Consider the following 18,802-nt stretch of genomic DNA (forward strand, 5'->3'; position numbering starts at 1 on the left):
GTAGCCGTTAGCAGTTAGCTGCCTTGAAAAATGGCTTAGTCATTCGACGGTGCCAGGCACTTGCCCGCTGTTAGGTTATCTTAGTTTGAAGGGTTTTGCTGCGGCCAAGAGCCAGGCACCTGGTTGTAAAATACTTTGGGAAGGGTCTTTAGCTCATGGCCCATAGACAGTAGAAGACACCCAGCAGGGTGCCTTCTTTTAGCTTAGTAGGTAAATTCTATGGCGTCCGATTCCTCAATCTCGAAACCTTCCACGATATCTTCTGCAAACCATACGGTATAATCTTCATCATCTTCCAAACGGTCATCATCGTCTAGGGTAAGTGTTAACTTACTACCGCTAATGCTGGCAGCATCAATATCAAGTTCCTTATTCCCGGCCATTACATGGATGCCGGAACCATTGGCAGAGAAGTCGTCACCTTTTTGGATGGTCTGGTTAAATTCAATAACGATGGTGGTAGCATTGGTTGCTTTTACCTTATTAACAGCCAGTTCGGCAGCCTCGGTGGTAAAGCACCATTCTCCCTTTTTAAGGCCGGTGAAGACATGATCCTTAGTATCAGTTTCTACAAGAATACCATCGTTAATCGTAATGCAATACTTGGTGTTACTGTCCAGTTTTTTGTTGTTAGCCAATTTAATCTGCAGTTTGTCATTGTTTTTGGTGAAGACAACGGCGTACTCAATATTAGCAGCGACCCATTTCCCGCCACTGTACTTATACATGTTCACTGCATCAACTAAATCCTCTAAATCATTACCCTTTGTATAGCCCATCGCTTCTTCAAACCGAACGGTAAATTCCTTGGTGTCAACATCAATCTTAGCATTGTGGCTAGGGGTTAGTTTTTGAATGTAGTCTTCTGTTTGTTTTTCTTTATCGGTGTTATCCTCTAAATCAGCGACGTCAATGAAACGGCTGATCATCACCGCAAATTCACCCCTGGAAATGGGCTTAAAGGGATTTAAATAGCCATCCGGCGTACCTTTCATAATACCTTTATTATACATGGAGGCAACATATATTAATTCATCCTTCTTTAGTTGGTTAGCATCCTTAGCAAAGGAAAGCATCTCCTTTAAAGAGATATTTTCATCTCCGGCGGCACGACTTAACCACATGGCTACCTCAATACGAGTGGCTGGCTTATTGCCAAGCCATTTGGTTAGTTCCCAATCAGCAAGAATTCCTGCATCATAGGCTTGCAGTGGAGCCACACCCATCCAACTGGGGAAAATATTTTGAATCAATTCGGCTTTGTCGCTGTCGGTCCCTTGATGGTCTACCACTCTCATAATAATGGCAATGGCTTCGTTTTTTGATACGGATTGTTGGGGTTTAAAACTTTTATCCTCATAACCTTTCATTATACCCGTTAACTGTAGTTTTTCAATTTCATACTTGGCCCAATGGTTTTTAATATCTTTAAAGTTGCTAGTATAGGTATATTGCACCATTTTCTTTTGTAAGCCTGGTGCCACCTTCTTATCTTTTTTATCGTTGTCAGCCCAGGCAGCCCCTGCTAATAATGTTGAACACATACAAACTGTAAGGATAGTAGCTGTAATTTTAGCAATTTTTTTCAAAATCATTCTCCTTTCAAAGATCTTTAACAGTACACCTACTATTGGGGCGCCTCCAATAACGGGTGTTATCTTTGTTTTGTATTACGTGGTAAAAAATTAATATCAAGGGGTACCCAGTTTGGATTATTCGCAGGTCATTGATTCTAACTTTGCCATTGCCCTTAGAGGGCTAACAGCTAATGGCGAACAGCACTTTAAGCGTGACAAATATACCTCCCCGCCGTCATAGTTTGTAAGAGTAGGATCTATTTTTTCTGGTAATTTTGTTGCCTATATGTTAAACTTTGACTGATTTGCAAATCTATCTGTTAGGAGGCAAGCATATGAAAAGAATTGCGTTTTTTTTAATGATTATCCTTTCCTTAATCTTTGCTGGTTGTGTTGATAATACAAAGGAACAGCAACCTCAAAAACAAACCGGGACCCAATCCCAAGACCCGGCAAAGGGAAAGGTAAAGATTACGTTGTATTTTGCTAATGAAAATGCCGATGCCTTAGTACCAGTGGAACGGGAAATTGATAAGCCCAATGACATGGTGATTGCTCTGGTTAATGAGCTTAATAAGCCAGAAAAATATGCAGCAGTTTTACCCCAGGGAACAGAGTTAATCGACTATAAAGCCGAAGGTGATACCCTGATTCTTAACTTTAACCAGGCCTTTGTCAATTTACAGGGGTCCACCGGGGAGCTTATTACTGTAAATTCACTGGTTAATACACTAACGGAGCTACCCCAATACAAAAGTGTGAAGCTTTTGGTTGAGCAAAAGCCCCTGGAAACTGGGCATGCCATTTATGACCAACCGTTACCAAGAAATGAAAGTGTGATCCAGAAATAAGGCCGTCCCATTGGAAATTTTTGAATTTGCAGCCCCATCAAAAAGGAGTGCGGCTAAACTACTTGAAAGTAGTTGAGCCACACTCCTTTTTTGCATTGAAGAGCTAGTTATTTGTATTGGATTGTTCATACTCGAAGTGTAGTTTAATATCCTGTGTAAATTTACGACGACTCAGCTCTTTTAAGATATGATTTAAAAAGAATACCCCTAAGGATATAACCACACCAAAGAAATAGTTTTCCATGACCATCCCACCTTTGAAATTGATAACATAGAAACAAAAGGAAAGGAATAATTCTTTTTTGCTTCTATATTGTAAATAGAGGGGGTGTTTTTATGTTGTCTCCCAGTTTAGAAGATTACTTGGAAGAGATTTACCGTCTTAGTCAAAGTGGTCAATCCATACGGGTTACAGATATTGCTGCCTGCCTTACAGTCAGTTTGCCATCTGTCACCAGAGCCTTACAGAAACTAAATGAAAGCCAATACATTCATTATCGTCCCTATAAGGATATTGTCTTAACGAATAAAGGCAAGGAATTAGGACACTTTTTAGTAGAGAGAAATAGGATTATACGGGAGTTTTTACGTTTAATTGGTTCCCAGTGTGATGTGGCAGCTGAGGCGGAGGCAATGGAACACTATCTTTCTCTACCAACTGTAACGGCAATCATAAACTTTGTTAAATTCACGGAACAACATCCATCTTGGTTAGATGATTTTAGAAAATATAGCAAAGGGTAGTAATCCAACCGATTAAACCAGTCCCAAGAGTCTGGCAGATTGGGCAACGATAAAACATACTGCGCAGGCAATCGAGAGTGGAAGGATAGCCGCCAAGATGGTCCATTTAATGCTAGCTGATTCACGCCAGATGGTCCAAAGGGTCGTACTGCAGGGGAAATGCAATAGTGAAAACAACATCATACAAACCGCAGTGAGCCAGGTCCAACCGTGTTCAACCACAAATAATTGTTGCAATGCCTGGATACTGTTCAGTTCAAGCATGGTACCTGATGCCAGGTAACTCATGATTAAAATAGGCAATACAATTTCATTAGCCGGCAGGCCAAGAATGAAGGCTGTTAGGATAAAGCCGTCTAAACCGATAAGCTGACCAAAGGAATTAAAAAAGTTAGCAATATGGATCAGAATACTATGGTTACCCAGATCGATATTGGCCAACAGCCAAATAACAGCACCGGCCGGTGCCGCCATGCAAATGGCACGGCCCAGTACAAAAATTGTTCGATCAAAAATGGAACGGACAATAATTTTTGCCACCTGTGGTTTACGGTAGGGTGGAAGTTCCAAGGTAAAGGAAGAAGGTATTCCTTTTAATAGTGTTTTAGACAATAGCCAAGAAACAAACAAGGTCATGAGAATACCCAGCATTACCACCCCAACCACAATGAAGGTGGCACCAAAGGTAGTGCCTAGCCCCAAGACCAATAAACTGGCCAGGGCGATCAGGGTAGGAAAGCGTCCGTTACATGGCACAAAATTGTTCGTTAACATGGCAATCAATCGTTCGCGGGGAGATTCAATGATCCTGCAAGCAACAATACCAGCGGCGTTACAGCCGAAGCCCATACTCATGGTTAGGGCTTGCTTGCCGTGGGTACCAGCCTTTTTAAAAAAACGGTCAAGGTTAAAGGCTACCCTGGGTAGATAGCCCATATCTTCAAGCAGGGTAAAGCAGGGAAAGAAGATGGCCATTGGTGGCAGCATGACAGAGACAACCCAGGCCAAACTCCGGTAGACACCCTCAACAAAAAGGCCGTTAACCCATTCTGGTGCTTTCAGATAATGGCAAAAATCTGTTAACCGATCCTGAACCCAAAAAAGTCCTGTGGCCAATAACTCCGAGGGGTAATTTGCTCCGGTTATCGTAAGCCAGAAAATTGCACTTAATAATAGGAGCATGGAGGGGAAGCCCCAGACCCTAGAGGTTAAAATATCATCCAAAGTTCTATCCCAATCAATTCGGGGTTTTTCCTGTTGCCTGACAACGAGGTTGGTAATTTCCTCGGCTGCGTTATAAATACCAGCCACAATGGTATCATTAATGTTAATAGCCCCCTGGGGATTCAAATGCCTGGTCTGAGATAAAATATCATCTAATTTGCTGGAGCAATGCTGGTTCATGCCCAGGCTCACCCCCTGTTTTTGATCGGAAACCTTCCTCCTGGGGGAACATTTTCTTTAGCGCTTTAATGATTGCAGTGTCATTATCCAATAGTCGTAAGGCCAGCCAGCGGCTATTAAATTTTTCTCCAACTAACAGCCTAACTTGTGGTTCTATTTGTGCGATGGCCTTTTCCAGTGGTTCAGGGTACCGAACGATATAGGGATTGATTTTAATTGTTCCTTTGACCACATCTGTGATCGTGTTTGTTAATTGTTCCAAGCCCTCACCATCCCGGGCGGCAGTTGCCGCCACTGGCACACCTAAAATGTTGGCTAAGCCTTTGATGTCGACACTAATTTTCTTCTTTTTTGCTTCATCCATTAAATTTACACAGACCACGACCTTGGGGGTAATTTCAAGTACCTGTAACACCAGGTTTAAGTTTCTTTCGACACAGGTGGCGTCAATCACAACCACAGTGGCATCTGGTTTGTTGAAGCAGAGGTAGTCTCTGGCCACCTGTTCTTCTGCGGAGTTTGCAAGTAAGGAATAAGTACCGGGAAGGTCAATTAAATTATAGATCAAACCCTGGTTCATAAACTTACCCTCAGCCCTTATGACCGTTTTACCGGGCCAGTTACCTGTGTGTTGGTTTAGGCCGGTTAAAGCATTAAAAACAGTGCTTTTTCCGGTATTGGGGTTACCAGCCAGCGCAATTACATAATCAACTTTTGCCCGCCCCCGATGAAAGATTTCTCTTTTTGCCCTGGAACCACAGGACTGATTTGTCAAACCCATGTATTTAGTCCTCCTTGTAATTCACCATTATTTGAATGCTTTCTTCCTTTCTAAAGGCAATAACCGCACCTCTTATTTTATAAGCCTTAGGGTCTCCCGCAGGGCTTACCCGAAGGGTTTCGATCCTTGTGCCTGGCACCAGTCCCAGATCCAGCATTCTCCTTTTAGTGATACCCTCCGCCTCAATAGAATTTACGATTGCCCCTTTACCAACAGGCAATTGGTAAAGAGGAATAATTTGGCTTGTGCTAAGCGCTCCCTGAATTTCTTTCATCTAGACATCAACCTCCTAACTTAAATTACCCATAAACTTAGCCTTGGCTAACAATAGGATAAACAATTTAAGGCCGAAGAATTTACATTCTTGGATAACTCCCAATGTTGCCAGGGAACGGGACCCTACAAGCCCAAGGTCTACGGCTATTTTTTATGATAGTTAGTTAAAGCTAACTGTTATCGGTTACCTCATCTTATGTAGGAATGATTCACTAGGTCACCAGAAAGATTATAAAAAATAAAAAACCCCATCAGCGAAGGGGTTTTCTTTTATCTTTATTCGATTGTTTACCAAGGTAGATATAACCAATGATTGTCAACATGATAAAGATAAGACTAACCAACTGGGCGGCCCTCAGGGGACCAACCATTAAACTATCGGTCCGCAGGCCTTCAATAAAGAAACGGCCCAGGGAATATAGACCCAGATAGGTCATAAATAGCTGACCATAGGCATCGATCCTTTTCCGCCGCCACATAAGAAAGGCAAAAACTAGCAGGTTCCAAAGGGATTCATATAAAAAGGTAGGATGCCGGTAAGCTCCGTCAATGTACATGGCCCAGGGCAGGTTCGTGGGGTAGCCATAGGCCTCTTGGTTAAAATAGTTTCCCCAGCGTCCAATTGCCTGGCCCAAGGGGAAGCTGGGGGCAACTAGATCGCTTATTTGCCAAAAACGCAAGCCTCGTATTCGGGTAAAAAGGTATCCCGTAATAATTGCAGTGATCAACCCGCCGTGAATAGCCAAACCACCATGCCAAATTTTAAGTATTTCACTTAGATGCTGTCCATAGTAGCTCCACTCTAAAATCACGTAATACAGCCGGGCACCCAACCAGGAGAGGGGAGCACAGATTAAGACCATATCAATAATATCATCTTCTTTTACCCCTACCCGGCGAGCTTCACGGATGGCTAACCAAGTACCAAGCAGTACCGCTGCCATCATTAAAATGCCATACCAACGAATGGTAATGGGTCCCCAAGCAAAAAAGAAGGGGTCTACTTCGAAATGGGTCAAACTTTGTCATCCTTTCGAAAAAATCAAACTGACCTTATTATAACCTTGATCTGGCTTTTTGAAAAATTTTTCTCCATTAAAATATCCTAAAAACCACAAAGATTTGATTTTTCTTGTATTCTCGGTACTCTTATACTATAATTTTTCTGTTAGTCATTAAAGTATTAGCCATTCGTCATGGGCCGTGGGTCTTAGGGACTTAAACCATCAGCGATGTCATCCTGAGCGATAGCGAAGGATCTTTCCTATCCTTGGAAGGTTAGCCCCAAGATCCTTCGCTATCACTCAGGATGACGCTGGGTTTTCATTCTTTGATGGATCGTTAACGGCAAGGAAGTCTTTAGCCAATAGCTAACAGCAAAGGGCTAAAGGCTAAACGGAGGGACAAGCGTGCAAAAAGGTGTAATTATATTGGGACATGGCAGTAGATATCAAGAGGCAAATCGGGAAGTTTTTCAGATTACGGAGCAGGTTAAGACCGTAGAAACAGATGCTAAGGTAGAGACCGGTTTTCTCCAGTTTGCTGAACCAACCCTGCCCCAAATCGTGGAGGAAATGAATCAGCAGGGAGTTAAAGTGATCATTGTCGTCCCCTTGTTACTAACATGGGGAAGCCATATTCAACAAGACTTACCAATACTATTACAAGCACAAAAAAGGCTTTATCCCCATATTACCTTTCAGTTGGCACCGCACCTAGGGGTGGATCGAAGAATTGCAGAAATTATTTTGGATCGGGTTAACCAGGGCAAAGAAATAGGGATGGAAAATTAAGACGGATGGTAGGTCGGATGACCTATTTTTACATACTTTTGTTGATTTTTCGGAACTATAGGTACCCAAGCATCGTCAAAAAGATCGGGCATATTAGCCATTAGCGATTTAAAGACCAAATATTTTAGCTAAAAGGCTAAAAACTAAAAGCGATTGCATGTGATCATATATGTGATAATGTTAACATATGTCAACTTTATTACTTAGCTACACAGGTTAGACTACCCTGTAATGATGGGTAGGTGGCATGACAGGTGAGACCTACGGAGCTTTAGGGGAGATGATTTAGGCGTGGGTGATGTTATATATCCCGATGGGTCAAGAAGCAAGAATACTGTGATTTTACGTGGTTTTGCCGCAGCCCCGGGAACCTGTGGTGAGCTGGTACAAGGCACGATTAAAGGAGAATCTTACCTTATTACGTGTCCCATAGATTTCTGGAGTGAAGTTATAGTTGAGCTTAGCGAAAATGGTGACTATCATGGGTCACTGGACAAATCCTGTCGTGCACTGAAGATGACCTTAGAATACTTAGGAAAAAAGCATTCTTTGGTATCGATCAAAAGGAGTTCTATGCTGCCGGAGAGCAAAGGCATGGGCAGTAGTACTGCAGATATAGCCGCTGCTTGCTTGGCCACAGCCAGAGCCTTTGGACAGGAATTGGCACCAGAGATCATAGCCAAAATTGCCACAGCCATTGAACCAAGTGACGGTCAGATGTATCCTGGGATTACCCTCTGTAATCACTTTACCGGAGAAGCAAGAAAATATTTAGGTCAGGCCCCCCCACTTAAACTGGTCATTGCAGACCCTGGTGGCACAGTGGATACGATTCTCTTTAATAACCGTAAAGACCTGGCCAGTAAAAACTTTCAAAAGGAACCAATGGTAAGACAGGCGGTCGAACTGGTTACCCGAGGTCTGTTAACCGAGGATTGGGAAATGATGGGTCGGGGAGCTAGCATCAGTGCCCAAGCGAATCAGGTGGTAATGCCCAAACCTTATCTGGCCCAGTGGCGCAAATGGGCTTCAGAAATGAATGCCCTTGGTGTATTGGTGGCTCACAACGGGACAGTGATGGGTATGATTATGCGTCCAGACGGGGTGGTGGTGGAGGAAGCAGCCCAATATATTAAGGGAAAAAAACCAGACTGGAATGTTTGGCATACCTCAATGATTAGTGGTGGTTTAAAATAACGAAGGCTGAATGCTGATTTCAGGCACCTGGTTTTCATTAGAATTTGTCATCAAATGTTTATTTTCTAAGTGATGCTGTCAGGGGCTGATAAGCTAAAAGGAATTTACAAACTCCGGTTAACCGGAGTTTGTTTTTTATTTTAAAATAACGGAACTTATAGCGAAGGAAAGAGGAATTATCCAAGCAATGTTTAAATATTATCCACTATAAAACTTATTATGCTTTGGAGAAGGTGGTTAATTGAAGGCTACTTCACCCCAAAAAATATTTTTGGTCTCCTTTTTGTCTATGACCATTGCTATGGCCACATTAGCCTATGCCACCTATCAGGCCTGCTATAATATCTTGGTTAAGGATTTAGGCCTCAGGGCTCAATTTACAGCCCAGGTGGCAGCTAATCTTGTGGAAGTTGACCAGGAGCTAGTCCAAGAAATGCTGGGTCTGGATATCCTAAGTTCCCGCAACCATATTGAAGCCCTTGAATTTAAACGAAAAGTGGAGCCCCTTTTAAGATATAATGATATCAAGTATATATATGTTGAAACCAGGCTTACGGGTAATCAAATAAAATACTTCGTCAATCCCGACGAGGAAAAGATATTTAATGAGCCGCCTGGTACACCGATGGAGTATTTTTATGTTTTGACTAGCAGAGACGAGCGTGCCTACAGCAATCGGGATCGCTATGACGTTGGCAACGCTATTAGAGAAAAGGCCCATAATGGAAGGATTCCGACCTATGGTTTACCTGCCAGTGGCAAATGGGGCAGTGTGATCACCGGTTATCAACCGATATATGATTCGAAACATCGGTTTGTCGGCTTATTGGGAGTTGATATTGCCGGGGACTATTTTGACCAGTCAATTTGGTATGTAAAAAATATTATCATGGTCAGTTTTGGTATTATTGTGATGTTGGGCGGGGTGATTCTCTACCAAGCCTCCAAAACATTGAGTAAACCCATGTATATGGATCAATTAACCAAGTTGTTTAACCGAGAATATTTAAAAACACGGCTGGAAAGTGAGATTAGTCGGAGCCGTCGGAGCGGTAGACCCCTTAGTCTACTCATGTTGGATATAGATTATTTTAAAAGCGTTAATGATCGGTATGGCCACCAAAATGGTGATATTGTCCTAAAAAAAATATCGGAGGTTATTTTAATATCCATTAGGGAGGAAGATATTGCCTGCCGCTATGGTGGTGAAGAAATAGCGGTCATATTACCTGATATTGGACTGAGTGAAGCAACGATTGTGGCAGAAAGATTATGCAAAACCATTGAAACCACCTGTTTCTTTGTGGATCATCAGGAGGAACCCTTGCATACAACCACAAGTATCGGTGTAGCCCAGTGGTCAGAGCATGATACCATGGATAGTTTGATAAAGAAGGCCGATGATGCCCTATATCGGGCCAAGAAAAACGGGCGCAATCAATATCAGTGCTGTGGTGAACTAAAATAAAAAACTCCGGAATAACTTATCCCGGAGTTTTTTATTTTATTAGTAGTGGGTATCATAGGCATAAGAACATTGGCTAAAGAAATAAGTTGTGATAAAGTTTATGTGCAGAAAAAAATGGTAAACAATGATACCGGGGAGTGTTCTAAAGTGGTTGTAAAAGATAAGGAACAATTTAAAACCTCGATCCTGCAAGAACTGCCTGAGGATAAACCGATGCCCCTGTTGGATTTAGTTTTAAAGTTAAGATTAAAGCCCCAGGTTCTCCTTGCTGCGCTGCAGTCCTTGGTGGCAAACCATCACTTAAAAGTTGCCAGACTCAAAGTCAGTGGTGAAGAAGTAGAATCCGTGTGGTTAGCAAGAAATGAAGTGCCAGCCCAGGAATTGTCCGCCGCAGGGGAGGGAGATTGGAGCTACAGTCCTCAATTGGTGGCTGTTCGCCAGCGAAAATTAGCGGCCCTTTTAGGCGACGATACCAGGGGAAGAATATTACGTCTTTTAAGAGACGGAAAACCAAGAAACCTGACGCAAATCAAGCTAGAAATCGGAGATGAAGAACTACCCTCACTCCGCAATATGGACCAGGTTGTGGAACTGACCGATGGTACATTTACCCTCAGGGATACAACCCAGGGACAGGCTGAGTTGGAAAGGCGATACCGGGAACTAAAACTGCTTAAGGAAAAACACACTTTTCAAGAAAAAAAGCTCAAGGAAATCTTTGCTGAGGGCAATGCCTTGACCCGGGAAGAACTGGTAGAGGCCCTGGGCGGTGAGCTGCTGCCAAAGGTAAAGTTTCCCGTTATAAGATTGTTAAGCGGGCTTTATGCAGCCGCAGACAGCCCCGCAGCCTGGGCCGATACCGCTAATTATGTCACGAGAACGGGGCCTCTGACCCTGGATGATTTCGCTAGGAAGTTTCGCATTCATGGTACCCTGGCAGCTTCTCTACGTGCTGGCCGGGAAATTTCCCCTTTCCTTATATTGCCTAACAACCAGATAACCACAGTGGCAACACCCGAGGGAGAGGCTGAACTGGCCCGTCGGGAGATGGGGAAGGGTTTAAAAGAAAAACTACAGGGGATTTATGTACAGCAACCCTTCTTTACTCTAGGGCAGGTTTTAGAGCATCCTGAGCAAAGAGAAATCGTTACGAATATGATCCAAGCCGACGGGGCCTACCGGATTCATATCAATGGCGTGGGGCTGTGGACCTCTCCCTATCCCCATGAGCCTAAAACGATTGTGCAGGAATTAAAAAAATTAACGGGTATCCATTTGGAAAGCAACGAAGGGCAAGCTATCTTACCCCTGACTTGGCTTGCAGCCCGATCCATGACAGTGCCGGAAGCCGCGGACCGTTTAAGGCTGGGGGAAGAAGATATTTTAAACCTTTGTGAATTGGAGGAACTGGGTTCCTTCCGTCTGGGCAATAGTACCCGTCTTTGGCGGGATGAAGTTAAAGCAATAAAGTACCGTCCAGATTTACATAAAGTTGTTAAAAGGGCCACCAAATTAACCACCCTGGAGGCAGCCGATCTGCTGGATACCACACCGGAGCGGATTCGCAGGCTGGTACGGGAGGGCTACATTAATCCCGTGGGAGAGATTGAAGCAGAAAATGGCCGCATGGGTATTCTTGTTCGCCGGGGAGATATTCAAGCCATCAAAGAAAATTTTGCTGGCATTGAACATGAATGGTCCCTGGCTGCTAAACAACAAAGGCGGGAAGCTGCTCCGTCCACGACCCTTCGTAAAGAGAAACCACCGGCAGGTAAAAAAAGGCCCCGCAGGGCGGTAAATGCACCACCTCCGCTGGGACCGGTTTCACTGGACCCTTTCCAGGAGCAAGCGGTTCAGGCAGCCCTGGCTGGGCGTAATGTCCTGGTGGCTGCTCCCACCGGGACAGGTAAGACCGTGATTGCCGAGCGGCTCATTGAAGCAGTGATGGCCAGGGGAAAGTCAGCCGTTTATACATCACCTTTAAAGGCCTTAAGCAACCAAAAATTTGTTGATTTTCGTAATGTTTTTGGTCAGGATCAGGTGGGCTTAGTGACCGGGGATATAGCCATCAATGCCTATGCACCACTTTTAATCATGACTACAGAAATCTTTCGCAATCGTTGTTTTTCCGAACCGGAGGGTTTGTCCCATGTGGCCTGTGTGGTCTTTGATGAAATTCATTATTTAGACGACCCAGACAGGGGAACAGCTTGGGAGGAAAGTATCATCTTTGCTCCGCCCCATGTGAAGTTTCTAGGCCTATCGGCGACGGTACCAAATCTACATGAGATTTCAGATTGGATGAGTGAAGTACGGGATGAACCAGTGGAAGTGGTGGTGGAAACCAACCGAGCTGTACCACTGGCCATAAATTGGCTTAATTCAGAGGGGATTATCCTTGATGAAGATGAAGCCAGGGAATATATTGAGGAAGCGGTTCGCAAGCGGACCCAAGAGCGTAAAGCGGAACGGGCTGCCCGGGAATTGGCCAGGGAGCTAGCCAGGGAAGAAAACAATGACCAAGAAAACGGGAGGTGGAGGAAACGTGGAGCGGGCCGAAGCAGAAAATCCTTCCATCGCCATTGAGGCAGTGCAGGATAACCTGCCAGCGTTATATTTTGTTTTTGGTCGGGCACGTACCGAGGAATTAGCCTCAGAATTGGGGCGGGAATGGGACTTTTTATTCCCCGATGAAAAAAATCAGGTTTTGAAAGCAATTACAGATACGGAAAAGGATCACCCGGAAATATTTCAAAGGGGACACCGGAGAATCCTTCGTAAGCTGCTTCAGCAGGGGATTGGCTATCATCATGCAGGGCTGGCACCCGTTTTAAAAAACCTGGTGGAAAGGCTCTATGAGAATAGACTCCTTTGGGTGCTGTTTTGTACTGAAACCTTTGCTGCCGGTGTCAATTTCCCTGCTGCCACCACACTATTCCATTCCTGTCGCAAGTGGGACGGCAAAGAGTTTAGGACACTAATGAATAGGGAGTTTTTCCAAATGGCGGGCCGTGCCGGCCGCCGGGGTTTTGATCGTGTGGGGCATGTGTACATCCGCATTGACGACAAATTTCCAGACCAGACTGGTTTCTTTGATGAGACGGAGGTTGAATCGGTATATGGCCGCTTAACCATTTCCCCCAATACGGTATTGAGCTTGCTAAAATGGAAGACCGATGAGGAAATTGACCAGTTTTTAACCCAAAACTTTTCTGCTTATCAAGAAAGGCGATCGGAGCGGGAAATTAAAGCTTTGCTAAGTGATATTGACCATCAAGTGGGGCAAGCCAAGGGGTATTTTTGTGAATTCCGTGAGGATGCCACCTGTCCGTTACAACGCCGTAAAATGCTTCGGGAACAGAAAAGGTTAAGCTCGTCAAAATATAAAAATCGTCCCGGCTCCCAGGAAAGGCTCTATGAAATTAAACAAATCATGGGCAATCAAAAGGCCCAGCGTTGTCTGCATGAAATCTGCATGGATGCCAGAGACCAATTGGAAGCCTTAGGTTATCAGCGGGCTGGCTTAGTGGGTCAGATGAATGCCATTAAACAACAATCGAAGAAATATATCAACGAATATCATTCAGTTAAAAGCATTTTGGAAAGTTTAGGCTATATCAAGGAACGGGAGTTCTACCCCCGGGGCAATTTTGCCCTGGAAATGCATGTACAGGAGATTTTAGTAACGGAATTGGCCTTTTCCGGCTTGCTGGAAGACTTGCCCCTGGAGGTAGTGGCAGGGATATTGGCAGGGATCGATTATATCCCTGGTCGTCGTGAATTTGTACCAGCCCCGCCCTACGATCCAATGCCTGTTCAGGAAATTGTAGATGAACTGCTAGATGCTGGCGTACCACCCCAGTTTGCAGTTTGGTCCAGCACACCAGGCTTTGTTGCCCATGCCTGGTATACCGGGCAGGGTCTGGATTTCTTACTAGAAAATACCAGCTTACAGGAAGGTGATATTGTTTCCATCATTCGCCGCCTCATTGATTTACTTCGTCAAATTGATGATGCCAGTCATAGTAATCCATCCCTGCGGGAGCGAATCAAGGAAATGCGCCGGGCCATCGACAGAGACGAGGTGGCAGTAGTTTTCTAAAATCCCCTTCAAAATCCCCCTCTTCAGAGGGGGATTTTTTTAAATAACAAAACCAAATTACACCACCTGTCAGCTATTTGACGTATAGGACAGGATATTAATTTTAATTACTGGTTATTTTGTCATCCCAAGGCATGACCAAGATTATCATAGCTTGTCATAAAATATCCCTAAACGTTACTATTAAAATACCGCTTTGAAAAGTGGCAATATAAAAAAGTGAAAGGGGATATTCATGAAAAAGGCAATAAAATTGTTTTCTAGCTTAATGGTAGGTGCGTTTGCTTTTGTTCTTGCAGTTTCCGCTCCTGGCACCGGTTCCGCTGAAGCCTATGTGAGTTATAACAATACCACTAGCAGTAGCCCAAATTATAAAGTCTATAATACAACCAACTATCAATCTTATAATTACAACAATACCAAGCCTGCTACGAACACCCAAACAACTTACAACAAACCAACTTATAACCAACCGACCTATAACCAGCCTTCTGCCAACAACACAGGATCCGGCAATCAATCATCTGGTGTTGTGGTTTCCTCTGATGAGCAAGCCATGTTAAGCCTGATCAACAAAGAGCGTGCGGCTGCTGGCTTAAAGCCACTGTCCATGGATGCTGCGTTGACCCAAATTGCTCGGACCAAAGCTAAAGATATGGTTGATAACAACTATTTTTCCCATACCTCACCCACTTACGGTTCTCCCTTTGATATGATGAAAAAGAATGGTGTGGTTTATCACTATGCCGGGGAAAATTTAGCTGGGGCATCGAATGTAAATACCGCCCACGCTAATTTAATGAATTCCCCCAGCCACAAGGCCAATATCTTAAAACCCGAATATACCAAGGTGGGAATTGGTGTAGTAAGCGGCAGCAAGTATGGCAAGATCTATGTTCAAGAATTTAACGGTTAAAAATTTTTAGCCATCCGTTTTTGGGGGTCAGAGAAGGTTCGCTAATTAAATAAGTAAAGAGGCCACCGGCAGGCATATGGGTGGCCTCTTTACTTAATTTAATTGCCCAAAGGGGTTCCTACATAAGATTTTGCTCTTTATTCGTAATCTTTAAAAGATAGGCTGCTGCCACCATTTTTGCATTTATCACATCCGGGCTTTGCTTGGGGAGGATTTCCATTTGATCCTGTAGGGTACAACCTTCCCTGGAGCAGCGAAATAACTCTTCACTAATCACCTGCATGCTCTCCTGTTTTTCTGCATAGCTGATAGCGGAGGACAAGACATCTTTCAGCACATTGGACTGGGTTTCTTTGCTTAGATCCTCTGACACTCCTACCTTTAAACCTCGGCAAATGTCAATAAGGGCAACTAAAATATATTGTTCTGGTGTAGGAAACGGTGTGTTGGTGTCACTCATTTTATCCACTCCCAAATATTTTTCTTCAGTTTACCATATTTCTTCTTTAAATGGATAGCTTGGCCTTAATATACTTTTCCTTTGCTGCCGCAGGAGGGGAATATTTACAGTAAATTATATATTTATTTGCTGACTCTAAGGGAAAAATAAAAAAAAACAAATAAAGGGGGTTTTTAAAAATGACACTGCCCCAGGGTATGCGTTCGATCCTTGCCTATTTTCCTTCCAGTACCAAAGCAGAAGCAGCTATCCAGGAATTAAAACAAATGGGTATTGATGAGGTATCCTTAGACCGAATTTCCCGCTACGGAGTTAGTACCGATGCAGCAATCAATAACGGGTTAAATGCAGAAACACTAACTGGTTTAACCATTTTTTCTGCGAATACCAGTAATCTGGAGAACAACGATTCTAGAGTATTAATGGGGGCGGATCCCTCAAATTCTGGGATGGCCGCTGATAATTACGGTGTTGCCGGCGGTAAATCCTTTTTAGTAACCGTGGTGACAACCGACGAACTGGGTGACCGGGCGTTCCAAGTACTAAAAGAACACGGCGGCTCACTTTAAATCCTTTTCGGCAAAGGGAGGTGTTATGCATGGAAAGGCAAGTTAAAGACCTGGTTGAGGCGATGGCACCCAGGGAGGGTTCAGCCAACCGTTCCTTTACAGATGCCCAAATAGAAACCTTTCAGTCTGGCTATGTTGATAACTATGATGAAGCATTAGAAGTGCTAGAGAAAAAGGATTTTACCCTTTTGAGGAGTAATAACAAGGATAAGTATAAGTGAAAGCAGGGATAACCATTATCCGTCAGCCATCAGCCATCAGCCGTTAGCTGGTCGCTGCTGGCTGTTAGCATTTGGCCTTGGGCCATGAACCATGAACCATGGGACTTGGGTTTGTAGGGGCAGACCTCTGGTCGCCCGTTCCCTCGTTACTCAACGATTGTTCATCCCCTGCTGGTGGTTTCACCATATAATCGTTAAGGTTAGTGTAAAAATCACCTTGGATTGGTTACAATAAGAGGTAAGAAATGTTTATTTCTGGGGGGACGATGTTGAAGAAGGTAGTTAGCGTTAGTCTGGGATCATCGAAGCGAAATCATCTAGCTCAGGTGGAACTATTAGGTGAACAATTTGAAATCAGCCGGGTAGGTACCGACGGCGATATGTATAAAGCTAAATCCATTCTGCGGGAGTTGGATGGCAAGGTAGATGCAATAGGCCTGGGAGGTATTGATGTTTACCTATATGCTGGCAAGACCCGCTATGTTTTACAGGACGGGTTACGTTTGCTGGAAACAGTAAAAAAAACACCCGTTGTGGATGGCAGTGGCTTAAAAAATACCCTTGAACGCCAAACCGTTATTTTTATAAAAGAGCAGGGCTTGATCAAACAAAATACACGGGTATTAATGGTTAGCGCAATGGATCGTTTTGGCATGGCCGAGGCATTTTCCCAAAGTGGCTGTCAACTAACCATTGGTGACTTAATATTTGCCCTGGGTATTCCTATACCTATTTATAATTTAGATAAATTACATAGCATGGCGGAAAAATTAATGCCTATCATTTCCCGGCTGCCCTTTAAGCTTTTTTACCCCACTGGCCAACGACAGGAAAAACAACATAACAGTACCAAATACTCTAAATACTATGATGAGGCCCAAATAATAGCAGGGGATTATCATTTTATTTATAAATACTTGCCTGAGCGGCTAAAGGGACAAGTTATTTTGACGAATACAACTACACAGCAAGATGTGGAAGAATTGATGGAGCGAGGAGCCGGAGCACTGGTAACCACTACGCCAAGTATTCAAGGACGTACCTTTGGTACCAACGTCATGGAAGCGGTTTTCCTGGCACTTTTAAACAAAACCTGGGAAGAAGTCACAGTGGATGATTATACTCGGCTGCTAAAGGAACTAGACTGGCAACCCACGGTTACTTGGTTGAAAAAGGAGTCAAAAACAAGCCATCTGCCATCCGCTTCGATAAGGCCTTGAGCCATGCTTCTTGAGAGATCATCCGACCAGATCACGGTGAATAGCTAAGAGCTAAAGGAATATCCCCTAGCTCAAAAGCGGAAGGCCGATGACTAAAAGGCCCAAGGCTCATGGCCCAGGGCCATTATAAAAGAAACCAGGGGTATTTTTATAATCCCAGGGATCGATACATATTGCTGTCTACACAATTATCCATTGGGAGGTTGTGGGCTTTACGATACTTTTTAATGGCAGCTTCTAAACCATAGCCAAAGATACCATCAACCTGCATTTCGTAATAACCCAGCCTTTTTAAGGTGCGTTGGACCTCAAATACATCCGAACCTCTGGCACCACGCACCAATCGCCCATGTCCCTGCCCTGGAACACCAAAGGGGCTGCCAATCACATAGACAGGCGTACCCTGGGGAATCCAGGGATAAAGCTGTTCCACACTGGAATTGTGCATGCGAATGCAGCCGTGGCTGGCATAGCTGCCAATGGAAAATGGTTTATTGGTACCATGAATGCCAAAACTTCCCCAGGGAACATTTAGGCCCAACCAACGGGTACCAAAGCCAGTTCCCCAATGGGTAGATTTATGGACCACCTGCCAACTACCAACTGGTGAGGGCGTCTTGGGTTTGCCACAGGCGATATTAAACTGCTTATGGGGTTTGCCGTCAGAGAGCACGGTCAATTTGCGGGTAGTGGTATCTACAATAATTGCAATTTTACCACTGGGTGGCGGAGTTTCTTCCGCTTTGGTCACCGGTTGTTCCAGGGAGAGAGCCAAACCATGCCAAGTAGCCCAATTTACTATGCCATCAGCTTTTAAATCGTTGCTTTGTTGGAATTTTCGCAGGGCACTTTGGGTTTGGGCGTCATAAATACCATTCGTTGGCCCTTGGTAATAGTTTAAGGATTGAAGCTCTTGCTGGAGAGTTTTTACATCTTCTCCTTGCATCGGAGGGTTGGCTGGCATCAGTATTCGGTCAATATCTTCATTAACAGGGCAAAAATTTGGGTTTGTTGCATTTTCAGTGGCAGAACACATACCGGGATGAATAAATACGAGTGCAATAAATAATCCAATGGAAAAAATAAATTTAATCATAGCACCCTCCATGACAAATGTTTCGATAAACTAAATCTTTACCTAATTTCCGATCCTTATACCATCTTTCATGGTTTAAGTAAGGCACAGTTTTAGCTAATCCTACCTAAAATTACCGGAAGAGTTT

General features: G+C 43.9%; 18 protein-coding genes. 11 read left to right on the top strand and 7 right to left on the bottom strand.

Features of this window, described 5'->3' with window-relative positions:
• Window positions 1–203: 203 nt before the first annotated feature.
• Window positions 204–1,595: an S-layer homology domain-containing protein gene (locus tag AC1U9Z_RS04355; RefSeq protein WP_479955911.1), complete on the bottom strand. Its 1,392-nt coding sequence runs from the start codon at window positions 1,593–1,595 to the stop codon at window positions 204–206.
• Window positions 1,596–1,912: 317 nt separating this feature from the next.
• On the opposite strand from AC1U9Z_RS04355, the gene AC1U9Z_RS04360 reads away from it, so the two are divergent.
• Together AC1U9Z_RS04360 and AC1U9Z_RS04365 are read left to right on the top strand one after the other, a co-directional pair.
• Entirely contained in the window at window positions 1,913–2,428 is a 516-nt protein-coding gene (locus AC1U9Z_RS04360) for a GerMN domain-containing protein (protein ID WP_333532019.1), read from the top strand.
• Between the two features lie 336 nt (window positions 2,429–2,764).
• Entirely contained in the window at window positions 2,765–3,172 is a 408-nt protein-coding gene (locus tag AC1U9Z_RS04365) for a metal-dependent transcriptional regulator (protein ID WP_333532018.1), read from the top strand.
• Between the two features lie 12 nt (window positions 3,173–3,184).
• Here AC1U9Z_RS04365 and AC1U9Z_RS04370 read toward each other — a convergent pair whose 3' ends face one another.
• The 4 genes from AC1U9Z_RS04370 to lgt all read right to left on the bottom strand — a co-directional run bounded on the left by AC1U9Z_RS04370 (window position 3,185) and on the right by lgt (window position 6,652).
• Window positions 3,185–4,576, bottom strand: coding sequence for a nucleoside recognition domain-containing protein (locus AC1U9Z_RS04370; protein WP_333532017.1), 1,392 nt, complete (start codon window positions 4,574–4,576; stop codon window positions 3,185–3,187).
• A complete protein-coding gene (locus tag AC1U9Z_RS04375) occupies window positions 4,545–5,357 on the bottom strand; it encodes a FeoB small GTPase domain-containing protein (protein WP_333532016.1) in 813 nt (270 codons plus the stop codon). Before AC1U9Z_RS04375 ends, AC1U9Z_RS04370 begins: the two co-directional genes overlap by 32 nt.
• A gap of 4 nt (window positions 5,358–5,361) precedes the next feature.
• On the bottom strand, window positions 5,362–5,631 hold the full coding sequence (locus tag AC1U9Z_RS04380; protein WP_333532015.1) for a FeoA family protein: 270 nt from the start codon (window positions 5,629–5,631) through the stop codon (window positions 5,362–5,364).
• A gap of 253 nt (window positions 5,632–5,884) precedes the next feature.
• Entirely contained in the window at window positions 5,885–6,652 is a 768-nt protein-coding gene (lgt, locus tag AC1U9Z_RS04385; RefSeq protein ID WP_333532014.1) for a prolipoprotein diacylglyceryl transferase, read from the bottom strand.
• Between the two features lie 390 nt (window positions 6,653–7,042).
• Between lgt and AC1U9Z_RS04390 the strand changes: the two genes are divergently transcribed.
• From AC1U9Z_RS04390 to AC1U9Z_RS04415, 6 genes are all read left to right on the top strand, one after another.
• The gene (locus AC1U9Z_RS04390) at window positions 7,043–7,426 is read left to right on the top strand and encodes a sirohydrochlorin chelatase (RefSeq protein WP_333532013.1); all 384 of its coding nucleotides are present in this window, start codon (window positions 7,043–7,045) and stop codon (window positions 7,424–7,426) included.
• A 291-nt stretch (window positions 7,427–7,717) separates the two neighbouring features.
• The gene (locus AC1U9Z_RS04395; protein WP_333532012.1) at window positions 7,718–8,623 is read left to right on the top strand and encodes a GHMP family kinase ATP-binding protein; all 906 of its coding nucleotides are present in this window, start codon (window positions 7,718–7,720) and stop codon (window positions 8,621–8,623) included.
• Window positions 8,624–8,864: 241 nt separating this feature from the next.
• Window positions 8,865–10,091, top strand: coding sequence for a GGDEF domain-containing protein (locus AC1U9Z_RS04400; RefSeq protein ID WP_333532011.1), 1,227 nt, complete (start codon window positions 8,865–8,867; stop codon window positions 10,089–10,091).
• A gap of 147 nt (window positions 10,092–10,238) precedes the next feature.
• Window positions 10,239–12,677 (top strand): DEAD/DEAH box helicase, encoded by a 2,439-nt coding sequence (locus tag AC1U9Z_RS04405; protein ID WP_333532010.1) that lies wholly within the window; start codon window positions 10,239–10,241, stop codon window positions 12,675–12,677.
• Window positions 12,637–14,193 (top strand): helicase-related protein, encoded by a 1,557-nt coding sequence (locus tag AC1U9Z_RS04410; protein WP_333532056.1) that lies wholly within the window; start codon window positions 12,637–12,639, stop codon window positions 14,191–14,193. The genes AC1U9Z_RS04405 and AC1U9Z_RS04410 overlap by 41 nt, the downstream gene beginning before the upstream one ends.
• 235 nt (window positions 14,194–14,428) lie before the next feature.
• Window positions 14,429–15,109, top strand: coding sequence for a CAP domain-containing protein (locus AC1U9Z_RS04415; RefSeq protein WP_479955914.1), 681 nt, complete (start codon window positions 14,429–14,431; stop codon window positions 15,107–15,109).
• A 118-nt stretch (window positions 15,110–15,227) separates the two neighbouring features.
• Here AC1U9Z_RS04415 and AC1U9Z_RS04420 read toward each other — a convergent pair whose 3' ends face one another.
• Complete coding sequence (locus tag AC1U9Z_RS04420) at window positions 15,228–15,569, bottom strand: hypothetical protein (protein ID WP_479955916.1); 342 nt, start codon at window positions 15,567–15,569, stop codon at window positions 15,228–15,230.
• Window positions 15,570–15,748: 179 nt separating this feature from the next.
• On the opposite strand from AC1U9Z_RS04420, the gene AC1U9Z_RS04425 reads away from it, so the two are divergent.
• The 3 genes from AC1U9Z_RS04425 (at window position 15,749) to AC1U9Z_RS04435 (ending at window position 17,579) form a co-directional block, all read left to right on the top strand.
• Window positions 15,749–16,138, top strand: a complete 390-nt coding sequence (locus AC1U9Z_RS04425) for a hypothetical protein (RefSeq protein WP_479955918.1) — start codon at window positions 15,749–15,751, stop codon at window positions 16,136–16,138.
• Window positions 16,139–16,167: 29 nt separating this feature from the next.
• Window positions 16,168–16,359 carry a hypothetical protein gene (locus AC1U9Z_RS04430; RefSeq protein WP_479955920.1) on the top strand — a complete coding sequence of 64 codons (192 nt, stop codon included), beginning with the start codon at window positions 16,168–16,170 and terminating at the stop codon, window positions 16,357–16,359.
• A 269-nt stretch (window positions 16,360–16,628) separates the two neighbouring features.
• A complete protein-coding gene (locus AC1U9Z_RS04435; protein ID WP_479955922.1) occupies window positions 16,629–17,579 on the top strand; it encodes a quinate 5-dehydrogenase in 951 nt (316 codons plus the stop codon).
• A 148-nt stretch (window positions 17,580–17,727) separates the two neighbouring features.
• On the opposite strand, the gene AC1U9Z_RS04440 is transcribed toward AC1U9Z_RS04435, so the two are convergent.
• Window positions 17,728–18,675: a L,D-transpeptidase family protein gene (locus AC1U9Z_RS04440; protein WP_333532004.1), complete on the bottom strand. Its 948-nt coding sequence runs from the start codon at window positions 18,673–18,675 to the stop codon at window positions 17,728–17,730.
• Between the last annotated feature and the right edge of the window lie 127 nt (window positions 18,676–18,802).

The sequence above is a fragment of the Desulfotomaculum sp. genome, from assembly GCF_982386235.1.

Coding starts and splice junctions, on each gene's coding strand:
- AC1U9Z_RS04355 (WP_479955911.1), bottom strand. CDS start 1,595: ATGATTTTGAAAAAAATTGCTAAAATTACAGCTACTATCCTTACAGTT.
- AC1U9Z_RS04360 (WP_333532019.1), top strand. CDS start 1,913: ATGAAAAGAATTGCGTTTTTTTTAATGATTATCCTTTCCTTAATCTTT.
- AC1U9Z_RS04365 (WP_333532018.1), top strand. CDS start 2,765: ATGTTGTCTCCCAGTTTAGAAGATTACTTGGAAGAGATTTACCGTCTT.
- AC1U9Z_RS04370 (WP_333532017.1), bottom strand. CDS start 4,576: ATGAACCAGCATTGCTCCAGCAAATTAGATGATATTTTATCTCAGACC.
- AC1U9Z_RS04375 (WP_333532016.1), bottom strand. CDS start 5,357: ATGGGTTTGACAAATCAGTCCTGTGGTTCCAGGGCAAAAAGAGAAATC.
- AC1U9Z_RS04380 (WP_333532015.1), bottom strand. CDS start 5,631: ATGAAAGAAATTCAGGGAGCGCTTAGCACAAGCCAAATTATTCCTCTT.
- AC1U9Z_RS04415 (WP_479955914.1), top strand. CDS start 14,429: ATGAAAAAGGCAATAAAATTGTTTTCTAGCTTAATGGTAGGTGCGTTT.
- AC1U9Z_RS04420 (WP_479955916.1), bottom strand. CDS start 15,569: ATGAGTGACACCAACACACCGTTTCCTACACCAGAACAATATATTTTA.
- AC1U9Z_RS04425 (WP_479955918.1), top strand. CDS start 15,749: ATGACACTGCCCCAGGGTATGCGTTCGATCCTTGCCTATTTTCCTTCC.
- AC1U9Z_RS04430 (WP_479955920.1), top strand. CDS start 16,168: ATGGAAAGGCAAGTTAAAGACCTGGTTGAGGCGATGGCACCCAGGGAG.
- AC1U9Z_RS04440 (WP_333532004.1), bottom strand. CDS start 18,675: ATGATTAAATTTATTTTTTCCATTGGATTATTTATTGCACTCGTATTT.